General features: G+C 64.4%; 11 protein-coding genes and 1 tRNA gene. 7 read left to right on the forward strand and 5 right to left on the reverse strand.

Going from position 1 to position 16,492, the window contains the following annotated elements:
• Positions 1–26: 26 nt before the first annotated feature.
• Together IWX64_RS02790 and IWX64_RS02795 are read right to left on the reverse strand one after the other, a co-directional pair.
• A complete protein-coding gene (locus IWX64_RS02790) occupies positions 27–1,070 on the reverse strand; it encodes an aldo/keto reductase (RefSeq protein WP_196865650.1) in 1,044 nt (347 codons plus the stop codon).
• The gene (locus tag IWX64_RS02795; RefSeq protein WP_196865651.1) at positions 1,070–2,500 is read right to left on the reverse strand and encodes a zinc-dependent metalloprotease; all 1,431 of its coding nucleotides are present in this window, start codon (positions 2,498–2,500) and stop codon (positions 1,070–1,072) included. The genes IWX64_RS02790 and IWX64_RS02795 overlap by 1 nt, the downstream gene beginning before the upstream one ends.
• Before the next feature lie 360 nt (positions 2,501–2,860).
• Between IWX64_RS02795 and IWX64_RS02800 the strand changes: the two genes are divergently transcribed.
• From IWX64_RS02800 to IWX64_RS02810, 3 genes are all read left to right on the forward strand, one after another.
• On the forward strand, positions 2,861–3,961 hold the full coding sequence (locus IWX64_RS02800) for a YlbL family protein (RefSeq protein WP_196865652.1): 1,101 nt from the start codon (positions 2,861–2,863) through the stop codon (positions 3,959–3,961).
• A 237-nt stretch (positions 3,962–4,198) separates the two neighbouring features.
• Positions 4,199–7,222, forward strand: a complete 3,024-nt coding sequence (locus IWX64_RS02805; protein ID WP_442859023.1) for a UPF0182 family membrane protein — start codon at positions 4,199–4,201, stop codon at positions 7,220–7,222.
• A 71-nt stretch (positions 7,223–7,293) separates the two neighbouring features.
• Positions 7,294–7,367: transfer RNA gene (locus IWX64_RS02810), tRNA-Met, on the forward strand.
• Between the two features lie 150 nt (positions 7,368–7,517).
• Here the strand turns inward: IWX64_RS02810 and IWX64_RS02815 are convergent.
• From IWX64_RS02815 to IWX64_RS02825, 3 genes are all read right to left on the reverse strand, one after another.
• Entirely contained in the window at positions 7,518–8,918 is a 1,401-nt protein-coding gene (locus tag IWX64_RS02815) for a cryptochrome/photolyase family protein (protein ID WP_196865653.1), read from the reverse strand.
• Positions 8,919–9,044: 126 nt separating this feature from the next.
• Entirely contained in the window at positions 9,045–9,824 is a 780-nt protein-coding gene (locus tag IWX64_RS02820; protein WP_196865654.1) for a PspA/IM30 family protein, read from the reverse strand.
• 75 nt (positions 9,825–9,899) lie between these two features.
• Positions 9,900–12,053: a TPM domain-containing protein gene (locus tag IWX64_RS02825; RefSeq protein ID WP_196865655.1), complete on the reverse strand. Its 2,154-nt coding sequence runs from the start codon at positions 12,051–12,053 to the stop codon at positions 9,900–9,902.
• Positions 12,054–12,370: 317 nt separating this feature from the next.
• Between IWX64_RS02825 and IWX64_RS02830 the strand changes: the two genes are divergently transcribed.
• The 4 genes from IWX64_RS02830 to IWX64_RS02845 all read left to right on the forward strand — a co-directional run bounded on the left by IWX64_RS02830 (position 12,371) and on the right by IWX64_RS02845 (position 16,485).
• A complete protein-coding gene (locus IWX64_RS02830; protein WP_196865656.1) occupies positions 12,371–13,789 on the forward strand; it encodes a S1C family serine protease in 1,419 nt (472 codons plus the stop codon).
• Positions 13,790–13,880: 91 nt separating this feature from the next.
• A complete protein-coding gene (locus IWX64_RS02835; protein WP_196865657.1) occupies positions 13,881–14,708 on the forward strand; it encodes an electron transfer flavoprotein subunit beta/FixA family protein in 828 nt (275 codons plus the stop codon).
• A 65-nt stretch (positions 14,709–14,773) separates the two neighbouring features.
• The gene (locus tag IWX64_RS02840) at positions 14,774–15,721 is read left to right on the forward strand and encodes an electron transfer flavoprotein subunit alpha/FixB family protein (RefSeq protein ID WP_196865658.1); all 948 of its coding nucleotides are present in this window, start codon (positions 14,774–14,776) and stop codon (positions 15,719–15,721) included.
• Positions 15,722–15,726: 5 nt separating this feature from the next.
• Positions 15,727–16,485, forward strand: coding sequence for a PIG-L deacetylase family protein (locus tag IWX64_RS02845; RefSeq protein ID WP_196865659.1), 759 nt, complete (start codon positions 15,727–15,729; stop codon positions 16,483–16,485).
• Positions 16,486–16,492: the final 7 nt, after the last annotated feature.

A 16,492-nucleotide genomic window follows, 5' to 3' on the forward strand; every position in this document is an offset into this window, starting at 1 on the left:
TGCCAGAGCTCTGTCAGGGTGAGTCGTCAGCGACGACGCCGCGCGGCGTCGAGCCAGTAGTTGCTGAAGCCAGCATCGGCCGGGTCGATGTTGGTACCGGGGGGAACAATCCCGTCGATCCGGTCAAGGGCCGCGTCGTCGAGTTCCAGGGCCGCCGCGTCGAGCAACGATTCGAGCTGCTCCATAGTGCGGGGCCCGATGATCGCGCTGGTGACCCCCGGATGGCGGAGGACGAAGGCCAATGCGAGGTGCGTCAGGGGCACCCCCAGATCGTCAGCCAGTCCGCCCAGGGCGTCGGCCGCCTCGAACTTCGCAGCGGTGACGGGGTTGGTCAGGTCGAAGGGATCCTTTTCGGAGCCACGCCTCGTCGCTGGGAGGTCCTGGCCCTTGCGGTACTTCCCGCTCAACCAGCCACCAGCGAGCGGGCTCCACACCAGCGTCCCCATCGAGTGGCGGTGAGTGGTCGGCAGAAGATCAGCTTCAACGCCCCGCGCCAGCAGGGAGTAGGGCGGCTGCTCGGTGACAAAGCGGGAGGTGCGATGCTCCCGGGCGGCCCACTGGGCTTCAACCACCTGCGAGGGCTGGAACGTTGACGAGCCAATGTAACGGACCTTGCCCTGACGGACGAGGTCATCGAGTGCACCGAGGGTTTCGTCGATGTCGGTGTGCTCATCGGGCCGGTGCATTTGGTACAGGTCGATGTAGTCGGTGCCCAACCGGCGCAGCGAGTCCTCGACCGCGCGCATGATCCAGTGGCGGGACCCGCCGCGATAGTTCGGTTGCTGCTTCATCCCATTGAAGAATTTGGTAGCGATCACCAGGTCTTCGCGGTTGCCGTGCTCGGCAATCGCCTTGCCGAGAATTTCCTCCGACTCGCCGTACGCGTAGATGTCGGCGCTGTCAATGAAGTTGATTCCCGAATCGATGGCGCGCCGGATGATCCGCACCGAATCCTGGTGGTCCTTGTTGCCCCAGTCGCCGAACATCATGGTGCCGAGGCAGAGGCGGCTAACCTCCACGCCGGTCCTGCCGAGCTGGGTCGTGGGCTGGGTCGTGGTGTGCTCAGACACTAGGCTTTCCCGCTTTCGGAACTGTCGTCGTCGTTGTCGTTCTTCTCGGGCTCGTCGGTCGGGTCAGCCTCAGCCGCTTCGGGGGCCTCGTCAAAACCGCCGTCCAGCAAACGCTGCAGGGCCGCATCGACCTCGGAGTCCGAGGACTCAGCGAGCTGCCGACGCTGACTGAACCCCTGGGGGTCATCGAGGTCCTCTGCTGTCGGCAACAGATCGGGGTGGTCCCAAACTGCGTCCCGGCCATCGATACCGCGCTCTTCGGTCAGGTGAGCCCACAGCGCGGCCGCGTCGCGGAGCCGCCGGGGGCGTAGCTCAAGTCCCACGAGCGAAGCGAACGCCTGCTCGGCGGGCCCGCCGGTGGCGCGGCGGCGCCGCACCATTTCCCGCAGGGCAGCGGAGGATGGCAGGTTGGCGGTGGCGGTGGCGGTCAGTTCGTCGACCCACCCCTCCACCAGGGCAAGGGCGGTTTCCAACCGGACCAACGCGGCGTCCTGCTGTGGGGTGCGTCCTGGCATGAAAACACCCTCGGACAGGGCAGCCTGCATCGACTCGGGGTTGGACGGGTCAATGTCCCGTGCGACCTCTTCGATCTTGGACATGTCGATGTGGATCCCGCGGGCGTAACTTTCAATTGCGCTCAGCAGGTGGCCGGAGAGCCACGGCACCCTGGTGAACAGACGGGTATGGGCGGCTTCGCGCACCGCGAGGAACAGCTTGACTTCCTGCTCCGGAATGTCCAGACCCTCCCCGAACGCGCTGACATTCGCAGGGAGGAGTGCCATTTGCCCCTCGGCCAGCGGCACGCCGATGTCTGTGGAACTCACCACGTCCTTGGACAGGCCACCGACCGCCTGGCCCAGCTGCATGCCGAACATGGCACCGCCCAGATTCTGGAGCATCGAGGACGCCCCGCCCATCATGGTTTTCATTTCCTCGGGCAGCTGCTCCGAGATTGCATCGGACAACGCCTTCGCGATGCTGACAGCTACCGGTTCGGTCAACCGTTTCCAGGTGTCCATGGTCGCCTCGACCCATTCGGCACGCGACCACGCACGGCCGAGGGTGCTGGTGGACGGGAAGTCTGTCACCGGATCCAGCCACATTTCGGCGAGCTTCAGGGCCTCGTCGACGTCGCGGCGCTGCTGTGGTGTGACCGAAGGGTCACTATCGGCGGCCGCGACACGTCGGGCATGCTCATGGGCGAGCTGCCAGTTCACCGGACCGTCGCTCTGCGCAGCGAACATCGCCTGCACCTGCTGCATCATCATCGCCATCGCCTGGGGATCCGAAGGCAGCCCCGCGGCCTTGGCGAGCTCCTGCGGGTCCATACCCTGCGCGTTACCACCCATCAGGCGCGCCAGCATTTCGGCGAGGGGGTCCTTGGGAGTGTCGCCGTCGTCGTTCGACGGATCTGACGGGTTGGAGGTCACTGCTACCACCGGTCCTGGAATTGACTGCTGTTGGATGTGGCTGCGGCTAGAGCAGAAAGTGGCTCAGCTGCAGCCGGTGAACAACTTGTTCTGGCGCCCACGTTACCCGCCGCCGCCGGGCGTTGTCCCGGGCGCGCTGAACCGTTCGCTGAGGGCAAAGCAGACACCTGGCCAGCGGTAGGTGCCCCTGGTCGGTGCACGAAGTACGCTGGAGAGGCTCACGAGTGGGGTCCGGTGAACCGGCAAAGTCTGGCAAAGACAAGTTGTTCAATCACGCACCACCAGCCAAGAGCGCCGTGTCTGATCGTCGTGGCAGTGTCTGAAGAAGGGCAGTGCCTGAATTCAAGAGAAGGTTCCCTGTTGACCCAGCCCACCCACGTCGACGTCCCGGCACCGCCCAGCAAGGCAACGAGGGACCCCCGCTTTACGGTGATGGTGGTGTCGGGATTCCTGGCGCTCCTGCTGGGTGCGGCGGCGATTCTGTTGCCAGCACCCTACGTGGTGGAGTCTCCCGGCCCAACCTTCAACACCATCGGGGAAATCGATTCCCAGCCACTCATTGAGGTGGACGGTAGGGAAACCTTCCCGACCTCCGGCGACCTTGATCTCACCACCGTGTATGTGACCGGTGGGCCGGGAACCCAGCTCGGTATTTTTGAAGTCTTCAGGGCGTGGCTCGACCCCACCGAGTCGGTCGTGCCACGCGAACTGAGGTACCCGCCCGAGGTCACCCAGGAAGACATCCAGGAGCAGAACGCCGTCGCGATGACGTCCTCCCAGGAATCGGCAATCGCCGCAGCCCTCGCCCACCTGAATATCGAGTTCGAAGAGGAGCTCTCCGTCGCTGGTCTGGTCGAAGACGCGGCAGCGGCAGGAATCCTGGAGGAGGGCGACGTCATCACCTCTGTCGACGGGACCGACGTGACCAATATCGGGGTGCTCAGGGATTCATTGAATGCAGCGAACGGCTCAGCGGTCGATATCGGGCTATTGCGCGACGGCGGGGAGCTCACCGAGTCCGTCATCCCCAAGGAGTCACCGGAGGGAGATTTCCAGCTCGGGGTGGGGCTGGTCGCCAACTTCACCTTCCCGTTCGACATCACCATCGCCCTGGACAACGTGGGGGGACCGTCGGCAGGGTCGATGTTCGCCCTCGGGATCGTCGACCTGCTCACCGAGGGTGAGCTGACGGGCGGCAAGCACTTCGCCGGGACGGGAACCATCGACTCGGCCGGCAGTGTGGGACCCATCGGCGGGATCAGGCAGAAACTGGCGGGGGCCCGTGAAGCAGGGGCCGAAGTATTCCTGGCCCCTGCCGCCAACTGCGACGAAGTGGTGGGCCATGTGCCCGACGGGCTGCAGGTGGTCCGGGTCGAAACCCTTGACGACGCCGTGGAGGCTGTCAGCACTCTCGGTGCCGGGGACGACGGCGCCGACCTTCCCACCTGCGAAGCCAGCTGATCGAGCAAATCGGTGACTCCGCGATGCTTTCTGCGGGCGGGGTCGGACAGGTTCCGGGCGGGTTTGGACACGATTTCATTTCGATCCTGGGTCCAGGGGCTCGGACCGGAACGAAATTGGGCTGCTTAGACGTGTTCAGGGCAGAATGTAAATGCATGGAACTACTGTGTTGCGCTGCCGATCTGGGTAGTTGGAACACGGTTTCCGTGATCCAACGGATCCAACGATGAGGTAAATGTGACTTCCGGAGAAGACCGGCCGTTCGGCAGCAGGCCGAGCCAGACCAATTCCAGCAGCGCGAAAAGACGCAGCCCGCTCATCCCGACCCTGGTGGTGCTGGCCGTGCTGGTCATCGCCTTCGTCTGGGTCTCTCAGATTTACGCCGATGTGCTCTGGTACAGCCAGCTCGGTTTCGTGGAGGTCTTCGTCACGGAGAACCTGTCCAGGATCGGCCTGTTCGCAGCGGCATTCCTCATCATGGGAATCTGCGTATACTTCAGCCTCCGGGTAGCGTACCGGTCCCGGCCGATCTATGCTCCGGACAATGCGGTCCAGGACAACCTGAACCGGTACCAGGCCCAGCTGGAACCAATCCGCCGCCTGCTGATGCTCGGCATTCCCGTGGTGCTCGCGGCCTTCGCCGGCACCGCTGCCGCTTCCCAGTGGCAGCCCGTCCTCCTGTTCTTCAACCAGGTGCCGTTTGGCGAGGTGGACCCGGAGTTTGGTCTGGACATTGCGTTCTACGTGTTCACCCTGCCGTTCCTGAACTTCCTGATCGGCTTCCTGATCAGTGTCGTCATTATCAGCGCCATCGCCGGCATCCTGACCCACTACCTCTACGGCGGCATCCGCCTCGAGGAAAAGGGCCTTTTCACGTCGAAGGTAGCCCGCATCCACATTGCCATCCTCGCAGCCCTGTTCCTGCTGCTGCAGGGCGTCAACTACTGGCTGGACCGCTACGCTACCCTCACCGGCACCGGGGGACGCTGGGACGGAGCTCTCTACACCGACGTCAACGCGGTGATTCCCACCAAGGCGATCCTCGCCGCGGCCGCGATCATCGTCGCTGTGCTGTTCATCGTCTCCGCTGTCATCGGCCGCTGGCGCCTCCCGATCATCGGGACGGCAATGCTGATCATCGTCGCCATTCTGGCCGGCGGCGTATACCCGTGGGTCATCCAGCGCTTCCAGGTGGTGCCGTCGGAGTTCAGCCGTGAAGAGCCGTTCATCGAACGCAACATCGACCAGACGCGTGCGGCCTACGGGCTGGACGAGGTCGAGGTCAGTGCCTACAACCCAACGGACATCCCCGAGCCCGGCGCCCTCGACGAGGACGGCGAAACCACCGCGAACATCAGGCTGCTCGACCCGAACCTGGTCAGCGATGCCTTCAGCCAGCTCCAGCAGTTCCGGCAGTACTACCAGTTCCCGGAAACCCTCAACGTCGACCGGTACGAGATTGACGGCGAAGTCGAGGACACAGTGATCGCTGTTCGTGAACTGAACACTGCAGGCGTACCTGACGGCTGGATCAACGAACACGTCCTCTACACGCACGGTTACGGGATTGTCGCCGCGGCAGGTTCGACCACCGAACCCGACGGCCGGCCCACCTTCATCCAGTCGGGTATCCCGTCAACCGGGGTGCTGGGCGACGAGTCCAACTACGAGCCCCGGATCTACTTCGGCGAAGAGTCACCGCTGTACTCGGTGGTGGGTGCTCCCGAGGGAGCGAACCCCATTGAGATCGATCGCCCCCAGAGCGAAGAATCAGATCAGCAGTCGCGCAGCACCTTCCAGGGCAGCGGCGGCCCGGACGTGGGTAACATCTTCAACCGGTTGGTATATGCACTGAAATTCCAGTCGACCGACCTCCTGCTGTCCGATCAGGTCAATAGCGAATCCCAGATCTTCTATGACCGGGATCCGGTGGAGCGGGTCGAGAAGGTTGCCCCGTACCTGACCCTTGACGGCAACAGCTACCCGGCCATTGTCGACGGCCGGGTCAAGTGGATCATCGATGGCTATACAACCACCGCTGACTACCCGTACTCGACGCAGCAGGAGCTGCAGTCCGCAACCCAGGATTCACTGACCGCAGAGGGCCTTGCGACGGCGCTTCCGCCGGAGCAGGTCAACTACATCCGCAACGCTGTCAAGGCGACTGTCGATGCCTATGACGGGTCCGTGGATCTGTACGCCTGGGACGAGGAAGATCCGATTCTGAAGGCGTGGCAGAACATCTACCCCGCATCGATGCAGCCCTACAGTGCCATGTCGGCCGACCTGATGGCCCACGTGAGGTACCCGGAGGATCTCTTCAAGGTGCAGCGTGAACTGCTCGCCCGGTACCACGTGACCGAGACCGAGCCGTTCTACAGCAACAACGAGGCTTGGAGCGTCCCGAACGATCCAACGCTTGAGGGGGAGGCCGTCAGCGTCCCCCAGCCGCCGTACTACCTGTCACTGCAGATGCCCGAGCAGGAGGGGGCCAGCTTCTCGCTGACCACCCCGTTCATCCCGTTCGTCCCTGCGGGCCAGGAGGCCCGGAACGTGCTCTACGGTTTCCTTGCCGCCGACGGCGACGCCGGCACCGGCGAGGACGGCGTGAAAGCCGACACCTACGGCACGTTGCGGCTGTTGGATTCGTCCGGCCAGGACTCGGCGGTTGGACCCGGTCAGGCAGCCAACCTCTTCAACTCGGACACCACCGTGTCGCAGGAGCTGAACCTGCTGCGTCAGGGCGCTTCCGAGGTGATCAGCGGTAACCTGCTTACTCTGCCCATCGGCGGCGGCGTGGCGTACGTACAGCCGGTCTATGTCCAGTCGTCCGGCGACTCATCCTTCCCTGTCCTGCGACGTGTCCTGGTGAGCTTCGGTGAAGAGGTTGGTTTCGCACCGACCCTCGCGGAAGCCCTGGACCAGGTCTTCGGCGGAGATTCGGGTGCGGTGACTGGTGACCGCGAGAACGTCGGCGAGACGCCTGCTGATCCTGCTGCTCCACCTGTCGAGGGTGAGCCCACCGAGGGCGAGCCCACTGAGGCACCTTCCGAGCCAGCGACCGGCGGAACCGATGATCCGGCAGCGGACCTTCGGGCGGCGCTGGAGGATGCCAACACGGCTATCCAGGACGGTCAGGAAGCCCTTGCAGACGGCGACTTCGCCGCCTACGGTGAAGCCCAGGATCGGCTGAGCGACGCTCTGGCACGGGCCCTTGAAGCCGAAGAGCGGCAGTCAGGAGCCGCACCAGCAGGGGAGTAGGGCAGCAAATAGCCGCCCATTTCCCGCCGATTTGCACTATCCACCCCGGGGCCGTAACGTTGAGTCTACGCCGCGGGGTGGAGCAGTTCGGTAGCTCGCTGGGCTCATAACCCAGAGGTCACAGGTTCAAATCCTGTCCCCGCAACGAGAGAAAGATCCCGGCCAGTCACAGACTGGCCGGGATCTTTTTTTGTGCCCAGTCCACTCCCTCAGGAGGCTGCGCACAGGGCTTTCATCTGGCGCAGCCGCCCACGGGTTCAGTGGCCCCAGGGCCTGGGTGACCTATTTCTTGTTATCAGCCGCCGCGGAGATCCTGGTAAGCGGAAAGTGCACGTTCCCTGGTTTCGGCCAGGTCAACCACGGGGGAGGGGTAGCCGGTGGGCGCCTCCGTATCCTTCCACGGTTCGTGGACGTTCCCCGCAGCCCTCAGTTCCGGAACGAAGTGCTTGAGGTACGTGCCGTCCCGGTCGAACTTTTTGCTCTGGGTGACCGGATTGAAGATCCTGAAATAGGGGGAGGCGTCGGCACCGGAGCCCGCAACCCACTGCCAGTTCGCTGGATTGTTGGCTGGGTCGGCGTCGACCAGGGTGTCCCAGAACCATTGCTCGCCCACCCGCCAGTCCACCATCAGATTTTTGATCAGGAAGGAAGCCGCGGCCATCCGCACCCGGTTATGCATCCAACCGGTGTCCCACAGCTGGCGCATCCCCGCGTCGATCAGCGGGTAGCCGGTGCGTCCGCGCTGCCAAGCACCCAGCTCGCCGGGGGTTGGCGTCTGCCACGCGAACCCGTCGAAGTCCCGCCGATAATTCTCGGTCGCAAGATCGGGGTTGTGGTAGAGCAACTGCCAACAGAACTCGCGCCAGCCAACCTCGGAGCCGAAGACCTGGATGTCCTTCGCGATCGAGGGGTTGGTCGCGGCTCTGGACGCGTGCCAGATCTGGAACGGACTGATCTCGCCGAACCGCAGATGGGGTGAGAGCCTGCTGGTGCCCTCGACGCCGGGCAGATCCCTGTTCCCGGCGTACCCGTCGACGGATCCACCGAGAAACTCATCCAGCCGTTCCCCGGCTCCGTCCTCACCAGGGCTCCACTGTTCCTGCAGCCCGGCAGACCAATCCGGCCGGGTGGGGAGCAGACCCCAGCTGGCGAGGTCCTCCGACGGCAGGGATGGGCCCTCCAGCCGCTCAGGGGCGGGTAGGGGTGTCCGTGGCTCGGGCTGATCCCTGCAGGCCCGCCAGAATGGCGTGAACACCTTGTATGGTCCTCCGGAGCCGGTAGTGATCTGCCAGGGCTCGAACAGGAGGTTGGCTTGATAGCTGGTTGCTTCGATCCCGTTATCACCACACCACGTTTTCAGCGCGGCATCGATGGTCCGCTCGGGCTGACCGTACCGACGGTTCCACAGCACATGTTCGGCGCCGGTTTCGGCCACCAGGGCGCGAATGACGTTCTCGGCCGGACCGGAGCGCAGCACCAGCTGGCCGCCGAGCTGCTCGATGGCCTGGCCGAGTTTGGCGAGTGAATGGTGGAGCCACCAGCGGGTGGCACCACCGAGGGGGCGGATCCCCTCGCTTTCCTCGTCGAACACGAAGCAGACAATGGTGTTGGTGGCGTCAGCAGCCAGGGCAGCGGAGAGGGCCGGGTTGTCGCTGAGCCGGAGGTCGTCGCGGAGCCAGACAAGTAGTGGAGACATGGTGCCAATCTACCCGCAGCGGGGGACAAGAGAGGGGCAGCAAAAAGCCGGCGCCTGTCGCTCAACGCCGGACGCCGGCTTTGTGCTGTGATTCCTCCGGGGCTGCTCGCCCGGGTTCGCTGAGGGTTACTGGCCGGGCCGGTATTCCTCGGATTCGCTGCCCTGCCCGATGGCCGACGGAGTGCGACCGCCGGACCCGCCGGACTTCAGGGCGGCGAGGCGTGCTTCGACCTCGGTCTGCTCACCCAGGTCTTCGAGGCTCTCGAATTGTGAGTCGAGGCTTGAGTTGGCCAGTTCAGCCTGGCCGAGGACGCGGGCTTCCTCGCGTCGGATCTTCTCTTCGAACCGTCCCACCTCGCTCGTGGGATCCATGAAGTCGATGCTCTTCACCGCATCGTGCACCTGCTGCTGGGCCTGTGCGGTGCGGGAGCGGGCGATCAGCTCGTCCCGCTTGCTGGTGAGCTCGTTGAGCTTGCCCTTCATCTGGTTGAGCCCGGTCTTCAGCTTCTCGACGATCTCTTCCTGCGAACCGATGGTCGGCTCGGCACCGCGTGCCTCGTTCTCAGCGGTCATCTGGCGCTGGATGGCAACCTTCGCCAGGTTGTCGAACTTCTCGGCGTCGACCGTATCCCCGGCGTTGCGGTAGTCGTCGGCCTTCTTCGACGCGGCAAGTGCCTTGTTGCCCCAGTTCCGGGCATTATCCAGATCTTCCTTGTAATCCTCCTGCAGCATCCGCAGGTTGCCGATGGTCTGGGCCACGGCGCTCTCGGCTTCGGCAATGCTGTTGGTGTAATCACGGACCATCTGGTCCAGCATCTTCTGGGGGTCCTCCGCCTGGTCGAGGAGGGAGTTGATGTTTGCCTTGGCTAGCTGGGCGATACGTCCGAAGATTGACTGTTTTACCATGGGTTTGCCTTTCAATTCGCGTCTGTACTGGATAAATTTTCACCACTGCGGTGAGGTTTGGAGCCGAGGTGCGGGCTAGAAATCGCCGCCGCCGCCACCGAAGCCTCCGAAGCCTCCGCCGCCGCCACCGAAGCCTCCGAAGCCGCCGCCACCGAACATGTCGCCGCCACCCCCGCCGAATCCTCCTCCGCTGTCGCCGCCGCCCCCGAAAAGGCCTCCGCCTCCGCCGCCGCCGTTGAGGATTCCACCGAGCAGGATGCCGCCGAGAAGGGCTCCACCCATTCCGCCGCCGCCCTGGTTGCCCCGGCCACCGAACATGCCGCCGCCGCCGAAGCCGCCCATGCCGCCGCCGAAGCCGTCCACGTCCTGCTGGGCTATCTGAGCCGCCTGCTCTGCCAGGGCCGTGGCCTGTTGTGCATGGGACAGCGCGGCAACGGGGTCGTCCGACTGGATCTGGACCGCGTAGTCAAGGTTTCGTTCCGCCTCCGCGAGCCGGGTGCGTGCTTCACTGCCGACTCCGCCCCGCCGGGCGCGGATGTAGTCGGAGGTTCCTGAGATACGGGACTGGGCCGCCATGATGGCATGCTGCAGCGCCTCACGGGCTCGTTGCGTCTGCTCGGTCTGATTCTTGATGCCCCCCAAAGCAGCGTCCAGCTGTGCATGGGCAGCCTCGGTGCGTTGCAGGAGCGACACCGGGTCCACCCGGTTCGCCGATGATTCGTTACGGACAGTGTTCAGTGCGGCTTCTGCTGAGGCCACTGGGCCAGCCAACTCCTGGTGCTGCCCCGTCGCGAGCATCGCCTGCGCCTGTGCCAAATCCTGGGCGGTGTCGGACACGGAGCGGTCCAACTCCTCCTTCGCGGCATCCAGCTCGGTAGCCCTCTTGCTGATCGCCTCAAGAAGGACTGTCGTCTGGTGGACGCTCTCCTCTGCCGCCCGGACGGCGATGACCGCCGATCCGGTGTCACCGGTGTCCAGATGCTGCTGGGCGGATGCGGCGGCGCTGTCGACGAACTCCAACCGTTCGTTGGCCTGTTCGACGTTGTCGCGCACCTGGGACGTGGCCGAATCCGCGTACTTCTGCTGCAACTGCTGCAGGGTCTGCTCGGCGGTTGACACACGGGTCCTGACGTCCTCTGCTGAGCCCTGCGCCGCAGCCAGGGCTGCGGGGGCGTTGCGTTCGAGCTCCCTGAGGGCGTCGAAGTCTGCCTTGTGCTCCTGAAGTGAGCTGTTGACCGACTCGCAGCGGCGGATGATGTCGCCGAGCCAGGTGCGCTGTTGTTCCTTGGTGTCAGGAATATGGTCGTCGAGCTGCTGTTGGAGTTTGAAGGATTCGCTCATATGCGCCTTGGCAGCAGCGATGTCGTCAACGAAGGGCTGCACCGCAGCATCCCCGTACTGGGCCTGGGCGAACCCGACTTCCTGCTCGCTGGACTTGATTGCATCATCGGCGGCAATGAGGAGACTGCCCGCCTTCTTCCGCAGGTCCTCGACGCTGAAGGCTGCCAACGGGTCGAGGACTTCGCCGTCCGGTCCGCGTCCTGGACCGAAGTCCTGGGTGGTGGAGGGGCCGCTGGTAAGAGATTTCTGGCTGCGCGACCTCAGGAAGAAGAAGCCGCCGATACCGGCGAGCGCCACCAGGGCACCGACCAGAATCACGGCGCCCAAACCGCTACCGCCGCCGTTTAATTCGTCGGCGTCGCTGTCCCCTGAGCCGCCTGACTCGCCTGACTCGCCTGACTCGCCGGAGAGAATACTTGAGACGGACCCGGCTGCGGCAACCCCAGCACCGGCCCAATCGTCATCCCTCAGTTCGGGGAGGATGTCTGAATTGAACCGGGGTTCCGTGCCGGACTGCACGGGACTGGAGTTGCTGGCAAAGAAGCGGGCCTGCCCGTCCTCTACCGCCACCGTGAGGAGAACGTCAGCGTCATTCAGCTGACTGATTTCTGCAGTCTCTTGCGACCATTCATCGGGGTCGGCCGGATCAGTGAAGGAGTCAACATAGACGACGCGGAGCCGGTAGCCCTCAGTCTCTTCGAGCTGGGCAATTGCTTCTTCCACCTCAGCCAGACCTGCAGCGTCGAGCACTCCGGCGTCGTCGATCACGTTCTCTGCGCCGAAGTCGACCGGTGGCGCGGCATACGCGCCGGGAAGCGTCGTCAGGGGCAGCATTAGTGCAGCGGTGACGCCTACTGTTGCCGCGAGGCGCCTGGTGCTCGATCGCATTCAATACCCTTCGATGAGTGTCCCCGGAATCCCAGTGAACGGCGGGCCAGCGGTCGATGGCAGATGCCCCCACGCTGTCACACGCCCTTTGTGAATTCTAGGGTGCACCGGTGGGGCAGTCCACCTAACCCCATCTGCCCCTAGCGAAATCTGAACCACCACAGCCCCGATCTTTGCGGTGGGTGGTGGACCCGGGGAGAATATCTGTCAGGAGCGCCACAACGTCCGGTTGGCTCACAGTATTCACCCAGCGAACATCAGCCAAAGGCCCAGAATGGTTTGGCATAGTTCGATGCATCGAAACGAAAGGCTTTCCGATGACTGACGACAACCTGCACGGGTTCGAACGGAACATTCCACCACGCCCTCAGACACCCCCATCCCATGTGTGGGCGGATTCCTCTCGTCCAGACGGTGAAAACAGTGGTCCTGGGAACACCGGGCAGCACCACCGCGCCGCCTATGACGATGGCTCCTACTCCAGCGGTGGTTTTTATGGTTCTGCGCTGCCCCCTGCGGCGCTTCCCTCGCAGCGGGACAGGAAACGCTTCGGTACCGCCACCTTTGTCAGTGGGGTGTTGATCGCCGGCCTGCTTGGCGGTGGCGTGGTGGCGGGGGCAGATCAGCTGCTCGGCGGACAGGCAGTCACACCGGCCGCCACCACCGGCCAGTCACAGTCAGTCGTGGTCAACGACACCGAAAGCGTCAATGAGGTCACCGGGGCGGCGGTAAAGGCTTCCCCGAGTGTGGTCACGATTGCCGTGAGCGGCGCGGGCTCCGGTGGCTCCGGTTCTGGGATCGTGCTCGACGGGGAAGGACACATCCTCACCAATACGCATGTGGTCACTCTTGGTGGCCAGGTCAGCGATGCGGCGGTGGAGGTCCGCACCAGTGACGGACGGGTGTTCCCTGCGGAGATCGTCGGGACCGACCCGCTTTCCGACCTCGCAGTGATCAAGGTGGATGCCCCGGATCTGCAACCAGCAACCCTCGCGGACTCGGATGCGCTCAATGTCGGCGATACCGCCATCGCGATCGGCGCTCCGCTGGGACTCAGCGGAACGGTGACTGACGGCATCATTTCCACCCTGAACCGGACCATCAGTGTCGCCTCCTCGGCGGTGCCCGAGCAATCGGCCGATGCTGCTCCTGAGCAGGAAGGAGACGGCTTCAACTTCCTGCCGCCCGAAGGCGCCGAGGTACCACAGAACCAGGCACAGGGGTCGATCTACCTGAACGTCATCCAGACTGACGCGGCCATCAACCAGGGCAACTCCGGTGGAGCACTGGTGGACGGCCAGGGCAGCGTGATCGGGGTGAACGTCGCCATCGCCTCGGCGGGCTCGGCGGACAGCACCGGAAACATCGGTGTCGGTTTCTCCATTCCGATCAACTATGCGGAGCGGGTAGCCCGCGAGATCATCGAGGAAGGCAGCGCTTCCCACGGATTCCTGGGGGTATCGGTCTCACCATCGGCCTCGGAGAACTCCAGTGCGGAAACCTCCTTCTCCGTGGGTGCAGAGGTTGCCGGCGTCGAGCCGGGATCACCCGCAGCCAACGCCGGATTCCAGGAGGGCGATGTCATCACCAACGTGGCCGGACGGCAGATCACCGATCCACGGGACCTCACTGCGGCAGTGCGGATGCAGGCCGAGGGGGACACCGTAAGCGTCGAATTTCAGCGCAACGGTGAAAGCCAGACCATCGAGGTCACCGTGGGCCAGGCCGAGGGCTAACCAGCCATCGCCAGCGACTGGCCCCGGGCGTCCGAGCGCCCCGATATGCTTAGCTAGGTCACGGGAGATCCCCGTCAGAGGAAAGGCAGCAATGGAAGACGCATCGCAGGCAGGCCTGGACATTGTGGTCCTGGTGAAGCATGTGCCAGACGCGCAGTTCGACCGGCACATCGGCGGCGAAGACCGGACCACCGTCCGCGAGGAGAGCATCCTCTCGGAGCTGGACGAGTACGCGCTGGAAGCAGCACTGCAGATTGTCGAGGCGCACGGCGGGGAGGCTGCCGGTCACCGGGTCACAGCTGTCACCATGGGCCCGCCCGCAGCCGCCAGCGCGGTCAAGAAGGCGCTCCAGATCGGCGCCCACGCGGGAGTTCACCTGAGCGACGAGGCCCTTGCAGGCTCGGATGCGGCCGGTACCTCCCGGGCGCTCGCCGCCGTCGTCAGCCACCTCGGACCCGTGGATTTGGTGCTCACCGGGATGGCATCGACCGATGGCGAAACCTCGCTGGTGCCGGCGCAGCTCGCCGAACGCCTGGACCTGCCGCAGGTCACCTTCGCCTCGTCCCTGGAGTTGGAGCAGCAGGGAAGTACCTGGTCGCTGACGGCACGCCGGGACGGCGACGTCTACTCGGAAACCGTTGAGGCCACCCTGCCGGCCGTGGTCTCGGTGACCGACCAGATCAACGAGCCACGGTACCCGAACTTCAAGGGCATCATGGCAGCGAAAAAGAAACCCCTGACCACCCTCTCGCTGCAGGACGTCGGCGTCGATGCAAGCGAGGTGGGGCTTGCGGGTTCCTGGACGAGTGTGCTGACTGCCGATCCCAGGCCGCCACGGAGTCAGGGAACCATTATTAGCGACGAGGGTGACGCCGGAATCCGGATCGTGGATTTCCTTGCGGCGCAGAAACTGTTGTAGTAAGCCACAACAACCGTGGCAATCCACCGAATTTCGTGCCCTCATAGCGCAAAGGAGCCAGTCTAATGGCCACCGTTCTCGTACTGATTGACCAGCCCGGCGAAGCCCTGCATAAGAGCCATCGGGAACTCCTCACCATCGCTGCGCGTCTTGGCGGCGCAGCAGTCGCCTTCCTCGGTGACCTCAATGACGAGATCTCGCAGGAACTGGGCGCGCGGGGTGTGGAAACCATTTACCGGCCCGCTTCGCCCGATGTCGCGGAGTTCCTTGTTGCAGGGAAGGCCGCGTTCCTGGCGGCGACTGTCCGGGCGAGTTCACCGTCGGCCGTCCTCCTGGGCAACAGCTCCGAAGCCAAGGAGATCGCCGCGCGTGCCGGTGTCCAGCTGACGTCAGGCGTGATCACCGATGCTGTCGCGATCGGTGCGGACCTGACCGTCACCAAGTCGGTGCTGGCCGGTTCGTACGCGGTCGAGGCGAAAGTCACCACTGGAACACCGCTGATCACGGTCAAGGCGAACATCGTGGAGGTCGCACCCGCGGGCGACGGCGGGGCCCCCGAGATGGTCACCGTCGACTCGGTCATTCCGGCCCGCGCAGCACGGATCACAGGACGCACCGCGAAGGCCGCCAGCGGGCGCCCCGAGTTGACCGAGGCCCGGGTCATCGTGGCCGGTGGGCGTGGAGTGGACGGGGACTTCACCCCGGTGGAGGAACTCGCCGACGCACTCGGCGGGGCCGTCGGAGCCTCCCGTGCGGCCACCGATGCGGGCTGGATCGAACACTCGGCGCAGATTGGCCAGACGGGGAAGACGGTGTCGCCGCAGCTCTACATTTCGGCGGGTATTTCGGGTGCCATCCAGCAGAAGGCGGGCATGCAGACCGCGAAGGTAATCATCGCCGTCAACAAGGACGCAGATTCCCCGGTGTTCGAGATTGCTGACTTCGGGGTCGTCGGCGACCTTTTCACTGTGCTGCCGCAGGCCACGGCCGAGATTATCAAACGCAGGTCCTGATCGTCGTGTCAGCCATCTTCGACCCGGACCGCCACCTGATCACCAGCGTCCTGTGTTTCGCGGCCCACCCCGACGACATCGACTTCGGCGCTGCCGGCACGGTGGCGCAATGGACGGCTGCGGGAGTGCAGGTCCACTACTGCATCATGACCGACGGCGACGCCGGTGGTTTCGACGCGGCACAGCGGGACACCATGGTCGAACTGCGCCGCAGCGAGCAGGTTGCTGCGGCCCGGGAGGTTGGTGTCCAAGACATCCATTACCTGGGGGAACGGGACGGATACCTCGAACCAACGACCGACGTCATCAGGCGGGTGGTTGAGGTCATTCGTCGGGTTCGTCCCGACGTCGTCCTGTCCATGCACCCTGAACGAAACTGGGACCGGATCCAGAAGAGTCACCCGGACCACCTCGCCTGCGGCGAAGCGGTGACCCGGGCGGTGTATCCCGCCGCAGAGAATCCCTATGCCTTCCCCGAGCTGGAGGCGGCAGGCCTGGCAAGCCACCGGGTGTCCTGGCTATGGTTCTACGCAGGCCCGACACAGTGGGAAAACCACTTTGTGGACATCACCGAAAAGGTGGAGGACAAGCTGCGCGCCCTGCATTTCCACAGCAGCCAGCACCCGGACGCTGGGCGGATGGACGAAGTGGTCCGCGGAATGCTCCAAGCCAACGCTGCGCGCGGAGGATTGGCCGCGGGACGCAGCGCCGAGGTCTTCCACGTGGTTCCGGTTAACTCAGACCAGACCATCGCCGGCTTCTAGCCACCGG

The sequence above is a fragment of the Arthrobacter sp. CAN_A212 genome (assembly GCF_015752345.1).
Lineage (GTDB): Bacteria > Actinomycetota > Actinomycetes > Actinomycetales > Micrococcaceae > Arthrobacter_D.